The following is a 14,685-nucleotide window of genomic DNA, read 5'->3' as shown; positions in this document are numbered from 1 at the left end:
AGATGGTATTATTTTTGATTTTGTATTTTTACCAATATTATTTAATTTATGAAACGTTTATATTCTTCTTTTTTTCTTCTTTTTTCTTTAATTACATTTAGTCAAATCCAACACTGTGGTTATGATTTCACATCGTATATAGTAGTAAATGTGCATGAAAATGGTAAGACGGAAAATGAAAAAGATTTGAAAATAACAATTGTTAATGAAAACGAAATTGAAGTTATTAATATAAACAATATGTATAGTTGGAATAATAGCAATCAGCCTCTTACTTTTAAACAAAATTATTTGATTAATAAAGAAGAAGAAAAAGATCGTTATTTTTTTCCATATGCAAAGGATAATTATTTTATTTCTGTGAGTAATACATTTCCTGCTAGCACTTTTAGTATAAAAATTGAAGATGTTTCAGGAATATTTAAAACTCAAATAATTCCGTTGCAGAGTTATAATATGTATATTTTGTGTTCTAGCGAAAACGAAAAACAATCACGTCAATTTGGTCCAAGAACGAATAGACCTATTGAGGTTATCTTGGAAAGAAAATAAAGCTTATTTTTTTATTATTCACTGAAATAAATTACTTCCATTTAATATTGCAACCAATACTAGGTTTTTGAGGTTCAACTACTTTTCTGTTATAAATAATGGCATCAATAGCATTTCTTAAATCACTTCCACTTACAGGAATTGCATTTGCTGGACGAGAGTCGTCTAACTGTCCTCTATAAACTAATTGATCACGGTTGTCAAACAAATAAAAATCTGGAGTGCAGGCAGCATTATAAGCTTTAGCTACTTCTTGAGTTTCATCAAAGAGATAAGGAAAATCTATTTTATTTTCTAAAGCAAAATCAGCCATTTTTTCTGGTGAATCTTGTGGATATTTTATAATATCATTACTTGAAATAGCAACAATTCCTAATCCTTGTACACGATAATCATTGGAAATCATGACAATTTCATCAATTACATGAAGTACAAACGGGCAGTGATTGCAAATAAACATAACAAGAGTCCCTTTATTTCCTCTACATTCATCAAAATTAAAATTTGTATTAAAATTAGTAGCAGGTAATAAAAAATCAGGAGCTTTTGTTCCTAATGGTAACATGTTTGAAGGTGTTTGTGCCATGATGAGGTTTGTTTTAAGGATATAGACTTTAAAATGTTACATCTATATTAGTTATACGTTATAAAACCTAAATATGTTACAGAATGTTTGAAAATTCTTATTTTTGAAAAAAAACAAAAAACATGAAACCAGAAATTACTTGGAACGATTTTGAAAAAATAGATATAAGAGTAGGAACAATCATTGAAGTTAACGATTTTCCTAAAGCTAGAAAACCAGCATATCAGTTGCAAATTGATTTTGGAGTCGAAATAGGGATTAAAAAATCATCTGCTCAAATAACAGATCATTATAAGAAAGAAGATTTAGTAGGGAAACAAATTATTGCAGTTGTCAATTTTCCTAGAAAACAAATCGGAAATTTTATGAGCGAATGCTTGGTATTAGGACTATTAGGAGAAACTAATGATGTTGTGTTGCTTTCTCCAAATTTTAAAGTAGAAAATGGTCAAAGAATGGCATAAAAAAAGCCTGAAATAAATTATTTCAGGCTTTCGTATTTTTAAAGTATGCGATTAAATATCGTCAAAACTTACATTTGTGAAACTATCAGTAGATGGTGTAGTATCATCTGAATCGTTGTAAACTTCTTTCTTGAAGTCTTTTTGATGTCTTTCAGAAATTACTTCTTCTCCCTTTTGAGATACTACAAAATCAGTCATTTCATCTAAAATTTCTTTAAAAGCCACAAAATCTTCTTTGTATAAATAGATTTTATGTTTTTTAAAATGGTAAGATCCATCTTCTTCTGTAAATTTTTTACTTTCAGTAATGGTAATGTAATAATCATCAGCCTTTGTAGCTCTTACATCGAAGAAATAAGTCCTTCTTCCAGCTCTTAATACCTTAGAAAAGATATCTTCTTTTTCTAACATTTCATTTTCTCTCATAATCCAACTGTCAATTTATTGTTTTATAGTTTACCAAAAGTCTAAAAAAAAAATGTATAAAGCAATAGTTTATACATTTTCTTTTTCTGAAAGTTGTTTAAAATAGAGTTCTTTGTAATATCCATCTTCAACTATTAATTGATTGTGAGTACCTTTTTGTATTATTTTCCCTTGCTCTAATATTATTATTATGTCTGCATTTTTTGCAGATGATATTCTGTGACTTACAATAATTGTTGTTTTATTTTGACAAAAAGACATTAAATTATTTAAAATTGCTTCTTCTGTTTCTGTATCAACTGCACTTAAGCAATCATCTAATAATAAAATAGGAGCATTCTTAATTAAGGCGCGAGCAATAGAAACACGTTGTTTTTGACCACCAGAAAGCGTTATGCCGCGTTCTCCTAACACTGTTTCATACTGATCGGTAAAAGCTTCTATGTTGTGGTGAACTACTGCTTTTTTTGCAACGTCTATTATTTCATTGTCAGAAGCATTCTCGTTCCCAAATTTTATGTTATTCTTTATAGAATCAGAAAATAAAAAAGCATCTTGTGGTACAACTCCAATATGATTTCTTAAATCATTAAGATTTACTTTTTGAATAGGTTTTTCATCAATCAAAATTTGTCCATCTGTTACATCGTATAAACGACTAATTAAGGAAAGAATCGTTGATTTTCCTGAACCAGTATTGCCAAGTATTGCTAATGTTTCTCCAGGATTTACAGTAAAATTAATGTTTTTTAAAGCTTCAATATTTGTATCATCATAAGTGAAAGAAACATTTTTAAATTCAATCTTACCTATTATTTCACTTCTAGTGCTTATTTCATTTGTAATTGAAGGTTCAATTTTTAAAAATTCATTTATTCTTTTTTGTGAGGCCTCAGCTTCTTGAATTAAAGAAGAAACCCAACCTAATGATGCTACTGGCCAAGTTAGCATATTTATGTATAATATAAATTGCGCAATAACACCTATGTCAGGAATAGTGCCTTTAATGTACATCATTCCACCTACATAAATTACCACTAAATTACTTAATCCAATAAGTAAAATCATTAAAGGTCCAAAAAGCGAATTGGTTTTGGCTAAACTCATTGCTTTTTTGTTACTGTCATTTGTTAGTGTTGAAAATTCGTTTAATTTATGTTCTTCAATTGCATAAGCTTTTATCACTCTTATTCCAGAAAACATTTCTTGTGCAAAAGAAGATAATGTGGATAAGTTTTGTTGAAACAAACTACTCTTTTTATGAATTTCAGAACTTATTTTAAAAATGCCATATGATAAAAGAGGTAATGGTAGTAATGAATATAGTGTTAATTTCGGTGAAATATTATACATGTATATAATAACTACTGTAAATCGAATTAATGTATTGAATGAATACATTATTGCGGGACCAACATACATTCTTACTTTACCAACATCTTCACTAATACGATTCATTAAATCACCAGTACGATTTTGCTTGTAAAAGCTTTGACTAAGTTTTTGATAATGATTAAAGATTTCGTTTTTTAAATCAAATTCAATATATCTCGACATTACAATGATAGTCTGACGCATTAAAAAAGTAAAAAAACCAGCAATTATTGTAGTTACTAAGATAAGTAATATGTTTTTATAAAGAGCGGCTTTTATTACATCAATAGAAGTGTCTTTATGTTGTGTGTATTTTTCAATTGCTTTTATTGAATTACCTATCAACTCAGGAGTGAATAGTGAGAATATTTGTGCAGCAATTGTTATAAGGATACCAAGTAAAAATCGGTATTTATATTTTGCAAAATATTTATTTAAGTATTGTAGTTCTTTCATTTAAAAGTGCAAAGATGTAAATATTTGTGTAAATAAGATAAAATTTTATGATTTATTTAAAATATTGTAAATGTCTGATTTATAATAATTAATTATCAAATCATTAAAAAAAGCATAAAAAAACAATTCATTTTAATTTTATTCGTAATATTGTGATTAATTATTGAATAATTTTCAACACAAATTACATGTCAACAGATTTATTACTAGCAAAAGAGCTACATAAAGTTGATCCTGTTTTTGGTCAAATCTCATTTGACGGACATGAGCAAGTTGTATTTTGCCATGACAAAGATACAGGATTAAAAGCAATTATTGGAATTCATAATACAGTTTTAGGACCAGCTCTTGGTGGAACTAGAATGTGGAATTACACTAATGAATGGGAAGCGTTAAATGATGTTTTACGTTTGTCAAGAGGAATGTCTTTTAAATCTTCAATTTCAGGTTTAAACCTTGGAGGAGGAAAAGCAGTTATCATTGGAGATGCTAAGACACAAAAAACGCCAGAATTAATGAGACGTTTTGGACAGTTTGTAGATTCTCTATCAGGAAAATACATTACTGCCGAAGATGTAGGAATGGAAACTAAAGATATGGATACTGTTCGTGAGGTTACAAAATACGTAACAGGTATTTCAGAAGAAAAAGGAGGATCAGGAAATCCATCTCCTATTACTGCTTATGGTGTTTTTATGGGGCTTAAAGCGGCAGCAAAATATCAATTTGGAACAGATAATTTAGAAGGTAAAAAAGTATTAGTCCAAGGAATTGGTCACGTAGGTGAAGTCTTAGTACAACATCTAACCGAAAATGGAGCAATTGTGACTATTTCTGATATTAATGAGCAACGTCTACATGATGTAGGTGCTAAATATGGTGCTAAGATTTTTACAGGAGATGATTTATATGGTGCAGATGTTGATATTTATGCTCCTTGTGCTTTAGGTGCAACTATTAACGACGATACTATTGGTAAATTAAAAGCAAAAGTTATAGCTGGAGCTGCAAATAATCAATTAGCAAATGAAGTAGTTCACGGAAATATCTTGAAAGAGAAAGGAATTCTTTATGCGCCAGATTTCTTAATTAATGCTGGTGGAGTAATTAATGTTTATTCTGAATTGGCGAATTTAACAAAAGCTCAAGTAATGGAAAAAACAGAGAATATTTATAATACTTCTCTTGAGATTTTTGATTTTGCTACTAAAAACAATATTACAACTCATCAAGCAGCAATGTCAATTGCACAAAAACGTATTGATGATAAGAAAAACGAAAGTTTAAAATAAGACGATTGTAGAATAATAATAATTTCTGATTTCAGAAATTGTATATTCTAAATCTTTATGAACTTTCAACCTAAAATAAAAAAAATATGTATTTTTGCAAAGCGAAAGATTTTCTTTCGCTTTCTTAATTTTTAAAAGTTCTTAAATTAGTATGTTAAATAGAAGACATATACGAGTTAAAGTGATGCAAAGTATATATGCAATGCACCAACATCAAGGAGAAAGTCTTGATAAAGAGGAAAAATTCTTGTTTCAAAGTATTGATAATATGCATGATTTGTATCTTTTGATATTGTCTGCATTTATTGAAATCAGAGAAAAAGAACTAGAATATTTAGAATTAGCTTCTAAAAAACATTTGGCTACTAAAGAAGAGCGCAATCCAAGCAAAAAGTTTACTGAGAATAGAGTTTTAAAATTGTTATCAAATAGTAATTCATTGATTGATGCTATAGATAGTAGATCTATTACAAATTGGAAAAGAAATGATGATATTATTTTATTTCTACTTGAAGCTATAAAAGCAAGTAGTCTCTATTTAGAATATATGTCTTCTCCAGAGAATTCGTTTAATGAAGATAAAGATTTTATTGCTGATTTATTTACAGAAGTGATTGCTCCAAATGAAAAATTATATGATTATTTAGAAGAGCATAAATTAACATGGTTAGATGATTTACCTTCTGTGAATACATTGATTTTAAAACAATTGAAGAAATTTAGAGCAACTGATGATGATTTTTTGATTTCTAAATTATATAAAGATATTGATGATAAAGAATATGTGAAAAGTTTATTTAGAAAAACGATTTTAAATGAAACTGAATTATCAAAAGAATATCTTGACAAAACACCAAATTGGGATTCAGATAGAATTGCAGAAATAGACACAATCATTTTAAAAATGGCAATTTGTGAGTTATTAAAATTCCCATCAATTCCAGTTAAAGTAACAATTAATGAATATTTAGAAATTGCAAAAGAATATTCTACACCAAAAAGTAGTATTTTTATAAACGGAATTTTAGATAATTTAATTAAAGAATTTGAAAAAGACAATCGCCTAAATAAAGCGGGAAGAGGATTATTATAAACAATTAATTTTTATAGTTATGTTGAAAAAAACGTTAAGCTTAGTCACTTTATCATTTTTATTTTCAGTTGTTTCTTGTAAAGAAAACGCGAATTTAAAAATAACAGACGAAGACATGAAAGTTGTGGAAGCAGAAAAAGCAATGGTTGGTAAATTACCAAAAGTTGAATTTGATAAAGCAGATCACGATTTTGGAACTATTACATCTGGTGATAAAGTTAGTACTGAATTTATAGTGAAAAATATAGGTGAAAGCGATTTAATTATTTCAAATGCTGAAGCTACATGTGGATGTACTGTTCCAGATTATCCTAAGCAACCTTTAAAGCCTGGAGAAACAGCTCCTATAAAAGTAACATTTGATTCATCAGGTAAATCTGGACAACAAAGTAAAACAGTTACGTTAACAACTAATACAGAATCTGGAAAAGAAACTTTCACGATTAAAGCAAATGTATTAGGTAAGGAACAAGCTAAATAATATAATATTAAATTAAAGAGAATATGAATTCTACACTCGTAATACAAATATTGTTAATGATTGCAATCTTTTATTTTTTAATGATAAGACCAAATCAGCAAAGAGCAAAAAAGGAAAAAGCTTTTGAAGCAGCTTTAAAAATAGGAGATAAAATAATTACTAAAGCAGGGATTCATGGCAAAATAGCTGAATTATCTGAAACAACAGTTGTAATTGAAACAATGGCTGGAAAAATTAAGATGGAAAAGTCAGCAATTTCTTTAGAGATGAGTGCAAAACTTGCAGAAAAAAAGTAATAAAAAAATATTACTAAATGAAAAACCTCAAATTTTGAAAAAAATTCGAGGTTTTTCATTTATAAGAAATATACTATCTGTATTTGTCATTTAGTCCAATGTTCGCTAATATCATTGGTTTAATTTTTTCAAATCTTGAAAGCTTCGTTTTTTCTTGTTTAGCAGTTTCAATATATTCAATAAATTCACGCTGTTTATATGGAGATAATTTTTCAAATGCTATTTTTAAATTTAAGTCTGATTTAAATTCATTTTGTAAAAAAGCAGAAACTAATTGTTCTTTTTTTTGAGGCTTTATAGAAAGACCATTTTCTTCTACTTTAATGGCTTCTGTAAGATACTCTAGAATAATTTTTTCATTAATATCTGCTTTAGACTGAAAACGCATTTGGCGAAGTGATTTTGTAGTCCCTTCTTGAGCATTTATTAAAAGATTGTACTCGTCTTTTAAAAATACACCATTAAAAAACCAAAGTCCAAAATAAGATTTAAAACCTCCTATGCCAATAATGTTTTTATTATTATGTGTATAGACAGATGTTCCCCATTTTGTAGTTTCAATTAAATTAGTAGTATTAATAATAGATTTTAGAAGTTCTAATTCTTCATTCCATTGATTCGCTTTATCCCATATTTTTTTATCAGTCATATACTTTATAAAAAATAAAGCGGAAATTAATTTCCGCTTTATTATTAATTATATGCTGTTAATTCTGCAATTTTTACAATTACTTCGGTTGCTTTTATCATACTTTCTACCGGTACATATTCATATTTACCATGAAAATTATGTCCTCCTGCAAAAATATTAGGACAAGGTAATCCTTTGTAAGATAATTGAGAACCATCTGTTCCTCCACGTATTGGTTTAATAATAGGAGTGATATTTAATTCTTTCATTGCTTTTTCTGCAATTTCTACAATATGATATACAGGTTCTACTTTTTCACGCATATTGTAATATTGATCTTTTACTTCGGCAATACAAATATCTTCTCCAAATTGTTTTGCATATTGCGTATTTATTTGATTAGCAATTGTATGAATTAGTTCCTTTCTAGCTTCAAATATTTCTTTATCATGATCTCTGATGATTAATTCTAAAACAGTTTCTTCAAGTGTTCCATTTAAATGATGCACATGGAAAAATCCTTCATAATCAGTTGTTTTTTCTGGAACTTCATTAGATGGAAGAGAAGATATAAATTGATTTGCTAAAAGCATAGAATTAATCATTTTTCCTTTTGCATAACCAGGATGAACACTTTTTCCTTTGAAAGTTATTTTTGCTCCTGCTGCATTGAAATTTTCATATTCAAGTTCACCTATTTGGCTTCCATCCATGGTATAAGCCCAGTCACAACCAAATTTTTCTACATCAAATTTATGTGCACCACGTCCAATTTCTTCATCTGGAGTAAAACCAACACGAATTTTACCATGTTTTATTTCAGGATGTTGAATTAAGTATTCCATGGCGCTCATTATTTCAGTAATACCAGCTTTATCATCTGCTCCAAGTAGAGTTGTTCCATCAGTAGTAATGATAGTTTGTCCTTTATATAGTAATAAGTCTTCAAAATAATTTGGGGATAAAACTATATTCTGTTCAGCATTTAAAATAATATCTTTCCCATCATAATTTTCAATAATTTGAGGTTTTACATTGGCACCTGTAAAATCTGGAGTAGTGTCAAAATGTGAAACGAAACCAATAGTTGGAACTTCATGGTCAACATTACTTGGTAAAGTAGCCATTATATAAGCGTTTTCATCAATGGTAACATCTTGCATTCCCATTGCTTTTAATTCTTCAACTAATTTATTAGCTAAATCCCATTGTTTTTCAGTACTAGGAGTTGAACTTGAGTTTGGATCAGATTCTGTATCTATAGTTACATAGCTTATAAAGCGATCAATAATGTGTTGCATTTTTTATTTTTTATTCAGTTGCAAATATACTATATAATTTGAATTCGATATTTGTTAATTAATTTATTAGTCCAGCACGCTTTAACAATGCATCTGGTTTTGGTTCTTGTCCTCTAAATTTTTTGTATAATATCATTGGGTGTTCAGTTCCTCCTTTTGATAAGATATTTTCTTTGAATTTTGTTGCAATTTCTTTGTTGAAAATTCCTTCTTCTTGAAAATATGCAAAAGCATCGGCATCTAATACTTCAGCCCATTTATAACTATAGTATCCAGAAGAATAACCACCTTGGAAAATATGAGAAAAAGAAGTACTCATACAGTTTTCAATTACATCAGGATATAATTTAGTGCTTTCGAAAGCAGTTTCTTCAAAACTTTTTACATCTTCAATGGTTTGCACTTTTCCATGATAGGCAATATCTAATAAGCCAAAACTGATTTGACGCATAGTTGCTATGCCTTCTAAAAAATTAGCACTTTCTTTAATTTTTTCTACATATTCTTGAGGAATAATTTCACCAGTTTCGTAGTGTTTTGCAAATAATGCTAGTGCTTCTGGTTCATAACACCAGTTTTCCATAATTTGACTAGGAAGTTCTACAAAATCCCAATAGACTGATGTTCCAGATAAGCTAGGATAAGTTGTGTTAGCCAGCATTCCATGTAAACCATGACCAAATTCATGAAAAAGAGTAGTTACCTCATTAAACGTTAAGAGTGATGGTTTTGTTGGTGTTGGTGGAGTGAAATTACAAACATTTGAAATATGAGGTCGTTCATTTATATTGTTTTTTATATATTGTGGCTTATATGATGTCATCCAAGCTCCGTTTCTTTTTCCTTTTCTTGGAAAAAAATCGGTATAAAATAAAGCAACAAAATTTCCTTCTAAGTCTGATACTTCAAATGTTTGAACGTCTTCGTGATATTTGTCAATATCGTGAATTTCTTTAAATGTAATACCGTATAGTTTTTCCGCTATTGTAAAAGCACCATTTAAAACATTTTCTAATTTGAAATACGGTTTTAATTTTTCATCATCTAAACTGAAACGTTTTTGTTTTAATTTTTCAGAGTAATAAGCACCATCCCATTTTTCTAATTTTTCAATTCCATCTAATTCTTTTGCAAAAGAGGTTAGTTCACTAAATTCTTGTTCTGCAGCTGGTTTGGCTTTTTCTAATAAATTATTTAAAAAAGAAATTACTTTTTCTGGATTTTGAGCCATTCGTTCTTCTAAAACAAAGTGAGAATGGGAATTATAGCCTAATAAATTGGCTCTTTCATGACGAAACTTAACAATGTCTTTTATGTTATCTTGATTATCAAATTCGTTGTTTTGAAATCCTTTTTTTCCTGCTGCAATACTTAATTCTTTTCTTAATTCTCTATTTTCGATATAAGTAACAAAAGGAATGTAACTTGGATAGTCTAAAGTAAAAGCCCAACCATCTAATTCTTTTGATTTAGCTAATGAAGCTGCGGCTTCTTTTGCTCCTTCTGGAAGACCTTTTAGTTTTGATTCTTCCATAATGTGTAAGTGGTAATTATTTGTTTCTGCTAAAACATTTTCGCCATAAGTTAATTTTAGTTTAGCTAGTTTAGTGTCAATTTCTCTAAGCTTTGTTTTTTGCTCCTCATTTAATAGAGCTCCATTTCTAACAAATCCTTTATATTTTTTTTCTAGTAATGTGTTTTGTTCGGGAGTTAGAGATAATGTGCTTTTATTATCAAAAATTATTTTTACTTTTTTGAATAAATCCTCGTTAAGAGTGATGTCATTACTAAATTCTGTTAATAGAGGAGATATTTCTTGTGCTATTTTTTGCATTTCATCTGAAGTTTCAGCAGAATTCAAATTGAAAAAGATACTAGATAAACGGTCTAAATTTTCACCAGCAAAATCTAATGCCTCAATTGTGTTTTGAAAAGTAGGATTTTGATCATTGTTTATAATTGAATTAATCTCATCTTTCGCTTTTTTAATACATTTTTCAAAAGCAGGCTTATAGTCTGTAAGATTTATATTACTGAAAGGAGCTGAATTGTATTTTTTTTCAAATTTATTTAAAAAAAGTGTCATAAATATTTTTTTATATCGATAAAGTGTATATTTTTGTCGACGAAATGATGTTTAAAAAACACCTTTTTGCCCCAAAAGAGAATTTTTTTATAGTTGTCACTTAAATGTGAATAGATTTTTGTCCCGATGTTTCTTGCATCGGGATTTTTTTATTTTAAATTTTCTGAAGCTCTTAATACAGCTTGTTTAAGTTCTTCTTTGTAACTGATAATACTGTTTAAAACCTCTTCATTATTACTTCCAATGATTTGAGCGGCTAGTATTCCTGCATTTTTTGCTCCATTTAGTGCAACAGTTGCAACAGGAACTCCTCCAGGCATTTGTAAAATAGATAAAACAGAATCCCAGCCATCTATTGAATTGCTTGATTTTACAGGAACACCAATTACAGGAAGTGGAGACATAGAAGCTACCATTCCAGGTAAATGTGCTGCTCCACCTGCACCCGCAATTATTACTGAAATTCCACGATTATGAGCATTTTTACTAAAATCGAATAATTTTTCAGGTGTTCTATGTGCAGAAACTATATCTACTTCGGTTTCTATATTGAATTCTTTTAATATGTTTATGGCATCTTGCATTACTGGCATATCTGAAATACTACCCATTATTACGGCTACTTTACTCATTTGTATTTATTTTGTTTAAAAGGTTTTTAAGATTCTGTTTGAATTAGAAATATAATAAGGCTATGATTTAAAAAGATAAATAAATTTCTTACTGGGTAAAAAATTGTTTTATTTTTCTAATAGATAAATACTTAAAACTTTCTATTGAATACTAATCACTCTAATGCTATTCTTTACTTCTTCAGCAATTCTTCGAGCTACTACCATATCTCTGTTTACAATAGTAACATGTCCCATTTTTCTAAAAGGGCGAGTCTCTTTTTTTCCATAAATATGAGGTATGACACCATTAATTGCCATTATCTGCTCTATGTTTTCGTAGTAAACTGGTCCTTCAAAACCTTCTTCGCCTACTAAGTTAACCATAATTCCAGCAACTTTACTGTCGGTGCTTCCTAATGGTAAATCTAATATTGCTCTTAAATGATTTTCAAATTGTGATGTATAGCTCGCTTCGATGCTATAATGCCCAGAATTGTGAGGTCTTGGAGCTACTTCGTTTACTAAGATTTCATCATCTTCTGTTTGAAACATTTCTACTGCTAATAACCCTACGTGATTAAAAGTTTCAGATACTTTAAGAGCAACTTCTTGTGCTTTTTGAGTAATAGAATCGTTTATTCTAGCAGGGCAAATTACATATTCAACTTGATTTGCTTCTGGATGAAATTCCATTTCTACAACAGGATAGGTTTTTATTTCGCCTGAAAAATTTCGAGCTACAATTACGGCTAATTCATTTTTAAAAGGAATTAATTCTTCTGCAATACATTCTACATCAGGTAATTTAATTAGATCTAATGCAGAACGACATATTTTAACTCCATTGCCATCGTATCCAAATTGAGCACTTTTCCATACAAAAGGGAAATCTAATTCGTCTTTTGATAAACTGTTTTTTAAATCATCTAGCCCTACAAATCGTAAGTGTTTAGAAGTTGGAATATTATTAGTAACATATAAGTCTTTCTGTTTTCCCTTATTTTGTATTAATCGTAACGTTTTTGGAGAGGGGAAAATGGGTAATCCTTCTTCTTCGAGTAAATCTAAAGCATCTAAATTCACATTTTCAATTTCAATAGTTAAAAGGTTAACCATTTTTCCGAATTGATAAACGGTATCAAAATCCATTAAACTGCCTTTGTAAAAATTATTACAACCAAAACGAGAAGGAGCTTCTTCACTTGGATCTAAAACAAATGTTTGAATGTCAAATTTTCGTGTTTCAGTTAGTAACATTTTACCTAATTGACCACCACCAAGTATGCCAAGTCTAAAATCTGATGAAAAGTAATTCATTGTGTATTGTGAACCTACTGTTATTTCGGTTGCTATTTTTGTTGTTTGTAGTTATCTATGCAAAGATACTTAGACAAATGATAATATAAAATTTATTTTTCAAGCATTTGATATTCAGTTACATTTTTTTGTATATTGTTGTGCTATAAACATTAAATGAAAATTAAATTATGATTAAAAAATTACTTTTATTGGGGTTATTGACACTGCCAACTTTGGTTAGTGCACAGTTTTTAGAGAATTTTGATGGAGGAACAACTTTACCTACAGGATGGACTGTATTAAATGGTGGAGATTCTGAAACTTGGGAAATAGCTGATTTTTCTACATCGGAGATTTTAGCACATAGTGGAACAAATGTTGCTGTAATATTGTATGGTTCTACTGCTCATGATGACTATTTGATATCTCCAGCGGTTAATGTTACAACTGGAGTTTCTGATTTTTTAACTTTTTGGGCACGAAGTAGAGATCCGCTATATCCAGAAGTTATTAGTTTGAAATTATCGACTACTGGAGTTGCACCAGCAGATTTTACAGAAACTTTAGAAGCAAGTGTTGCTCCTGTAAGTGGTCTAGAGTTTTATAAGTATCAGTATGATTTATCTGCTTATGTTGGACAAACCATTTATATTGGTTTTTATTCTTTAACAACAGATATGTTTGCTTTCGACTTAGATGATGTTGAAGTTACTGCTTTACCATCTTGTTTGTCTCCTACTAATCCTGCTGCTATAGTAATTAGTGATTCAGAAGTGGACTTGTCTTGGACTTCTGATATAGGTGATTTTGAGGTGGAATATGGTGCGCCAGGTTTTGTAGTAGGAACAGGCACTATAGTTCCAACAGTAATGGGAGCTACAAATACTACATTAACTGGGTTGATGCCTAATACGGATTATGAATATTATGTTAGAAGAGATTGTGGAAGTTCTAATTTTAGTACTTGGGAAGGTCCTAAAGCCTTTACAACATTATGCTCTTCTTTAACTTCATTTCCTTTTGTGGAGGGTTTTGAGAATGGAACAATTCCTACGTGTTGGGATGATGAGAATGTGTCAGGATCTGAAGATTGGACATATGTTGCTGCAAATGGAAATAATTCAATTACACCAAGAACAGGAGCTGTAATGGCTGAGTTTAGAACGGCTAATGCAGGAAATGCAACAAAATTAGTATTACCTCCTTTAGATTTAACAGGTGTAGCGAGTCCGGAATTAGAGTTTTATTACGCAAATGTTAATTGGTTCGGTGATGTAGATGAGTTAAGAGTTTTTTATAAAGAAAGTGCAGTTTCTCCTTGGGTACAAATAGGTACGGATTATGTTGATGAACAAGCTGCATGGACGCAAGTCACATTAGCTTTACCAAATCCTTCAGCAACATATTATATAGCATTTGAAGGAACTTCAAACTGGGCAAGAGGATTAAATTTAGACGATGTAACTGTTCAATCATCAGTTTTATCATCAGATGGATTTGATAAGAGTGAGTTTTCATATTATCCAAATCCTGTAAAAAATAGTTTGAGTTTGTCTTATTCTTCAGAAATTAATACTGTTGAGGTATTTAATTTGTTAGGACAAAAAGTTTTGTATAAAAATATAGATTTGACAACTGCCGAATTAGATATGAGTAGTATTCCTTCTGGTAATTATTTGGTTAAGGTTTATATTGGAGAGAATATTGAGACTATTAAAATAGTAAAAGAGTAAG

At 29.4% G+C, this 14,685-nt stretch carries 15 protein-coding genes; 7 read left to right on the top strand and 8 right to left on the bottom strand.

Annotated elements, in window-relative coordinates; translation table 11 throughout:
- The first annotated feature begins 48 nt into the window (after positions 1-48).
- On the top strand, positions 49-552 hold the full coding sequence (locus tag LXD69_RS01215) for a hypothetical protein (protein WP_045968511.1): 504 nt from the start codon (positions 49-51) through the stop codon (positions 550-552).
- Positions 553-583: 31 nt separating this feature from the next.
- On the opposite strand, the gene LXD69_RS01210 is transcribed toward LXD69_RS01215, so the two are convergent.
- Positions 584-1,138 (bottom strand): thioredoxin family protein, encoded by a 555-nt coding sequence (locus LXD69_RS01210; RefSeq protein ID WP_045968509.1) that lies wholly within the window; start codon positions 1,136-1,138, stop codon positions 584-586.
- Between the two features lie 122 nt (positions 1,139-1,260).
- Here LXD69_RS01210 and LXD69_RS01205 point away from each other — a divergent pair, with 122 nt between their 5' ends.
- A complete protein-coding gene (locus tag LXD69_RS01205) occupies positions 1,261-1,602 on the top strand; it encodes a tRNA-binding protein (protein ID WP_045968507.1) in 342 nt (113 codons plus the stop codon).
- 51 nt (positions 1,603-1,653) lie between these two features.
- Here the strand turns inward: LXD69_RS01205 and LXD69_RS01200 are convergent, their stop codons facing one another.
- Together LXD69_RS01200 and LXD69_RS01195 are read right to left on the bottom strand one after the other, a co-directional pair.
- Positions 1,654-2,028, bottom strand: a complete 375-nt coding sequence (locus LXD69_RS01200; RefSeq protein ID WP_045968505.1) for a PUR family DNA/RNA-binding protein — start codon at positions 2,026-2,028, stop codon at positions 1,654-1,656.
- 69 nt (positions 2,029-2,097) lie between these two features.
- Positions 2,098-3,858 carry an ABC transporter ATP-binding protein gene (locus LXD69_RS01195; protein ID WP_246916812.1) on the bottom strand — a complete coding sequence of 587 codons (1,761 nt, stop codon included), beginning with the start codon at positions 3,856-3,858 and terminating at the stop codon, positions 2,098-2,100.
- A 188-nt stretch (positions 3,859-4,046) separates the two neighbouring features.
- Between LXD69_RS01195 and LXD69_RS01190 the strand changes: the two genes are divergently transcribed.
- From LXD69_RS01190 to yajC, 4 genes are all read left to right on the top strand, one after another.
- Positions 4,047-5,150, top strand: coding sequence for a Glu/Leu/Phe/Val dehydrogenase dimerization domain-containing protein (locus LXD69_RS01190; RefSeq protein ID WP_045968501.1), 1,104 nt, complete (start codon positions 4,047-4,049; stop codon positions 5,148-5,150).
- Between the two features lie 151 nt (positions 5,151-5,301).
- Positions 5,302-6,243 (top strand): transcription antitermination factor NusB, encoded by a 942-nt coding sequence (gene nusB / locus LXD69_RS01185; RefSeq protein WP_246916809.1) that lies wholly within the window; start codon positions 5,302-5,304, stop codon positions 6,241-6,243.
- A 19-nt stretch (positions 6,244-6,262) separates the two neighbouring features.
- Positions 6,263-6,724, top strand: a complete 462-nt coding sequence (locus tag LXD69_RS01180; RefSeq protein ID WP_246916806.1) for a DUF1573 domain-containing protein — start codon at positions 6,263-6,265, stop codon at positions 6,722-6,724.
- Between the two features lie 23 nt (positions 6,725-6,747).
- Positions 6,748-7,020 (top strand): preprotein translocase subunit YajC, encoded by a 273-nt coding sequence (gene yajC / locus LXD69_RS01175; protein WP_246916802.1) that lies wholly within the window; start codon positions 6,748-6,750, stop codon positions 7,018-7,020.
- A gap of 73 nt (positions 7,021-7,093) precedes the next feature.
- Here yajC and LXD69_RS01170 read toward each other — a convergent pair whose 3' ends face one another.
- The 5 genes from LXD69_RS01170 to LXD69_RS01150 all read right to left on the bottom strand — a co-directional run bounded on the left by LXD69_RS01170 (position 7,094) and on the right by LXD69_RS01150 (position 12,969).
- Positions 7,094-7,669: a YdeI/OmpD-associated family protein gene (locus LXD69_RS01170; protein WP_246916799.1), complete on the bottom strand. Its 576-nt coding sequence runs from the start codon at positions 7,667-7,669 to the stop codon at positions 7,094-7,096.
- 44 nt (positions 7,670-7,713) lie between these two features.
- Positions 7,714-8,952 carry a peptidase T gene (gene pepT / locus LXD69_RS01165; RefSeq protein ID WP_246916795.1) on the bottom strand — a complete coding sequence of 413 codons (1,239 nt, stop codon included), beginning with the start codon at positions 8,950-8,952 and terminating at the stop codon, positions 7,714-7,716.
- Between the two features lie 58 nt (positions 8,953-9,010).
- The gene (locus LXD69_RS01160; RefSeq protein WP_246916792.1) at positions 9,011-11,038 is read right to left on the bottom strand and encodes a M3 family metallopeptidase; all 2,028 of its coding nucleotides are present in this window, start codon (positions 11,036-11,038) and stop codon (positions 9,011-9,013) included.
- A 149-nt stretch (positions 11,039-11,187) separates the two neighbouring features.
- Positions 11,188-11,670, bottom strand: a complete 483-nt coding sequence (gene purE / locus LXD69_RS01155; protein WP_045968492.1) for a 5-(carboxyamino)imidazole ribonucleotide mutase — start codon at positions 11,668-11,670, stop codon at positions 11,188-11,190.
- A 141-nt stretch (positions 11,671-11,811) separates the two neighbouring features.
- Positions 11,812-12,969 (bottom strand): 5-(carboxyamino)imidazole ribonucleotide synthase, encoded by a 1,158-nt coding sequence (locus LXD69_RS01150; RefSeq protein WP_246916789.1) that lies wholly within the window; start codon positions 12,967-12,969, stop codon positions 11,812-11,814.
- 170 nt (positions 12,970-13,139) lie between these two features.
- Here LXD69_RS01150 and LXD69_RS01145 point away from each other — a divergent pair, with 170 nt between their 5' ends.
- Positions 13,140-14,684, top strand: a complete 1,545-nt coding sequence (locus tag LXD69_RS01145) for a T9SS-dependent choice-of-anchor J family protein (protein ID WP_246916786.1) — start codon at positions 13,140-13,142, stop codon at positions 14,682-14,684.
- The last annotated feature ends 1 nt before the right edge of the window (position 14,685 follow it).

The sequence above is a fragment of the Flavobacterium sediminilitoris genome, from assembly GCF_023008245.1.
Taxonomy (GTDB): Bacteria; Bacteroidota; Bacteroidia; order Flavobacteriales; family Flavobacteriaceae; genus Flavobacterium; species Flavobacterium sediminilitoris.
This window is presented reverse-complemented; position numbering and strand designations above follow the sequence as displayed.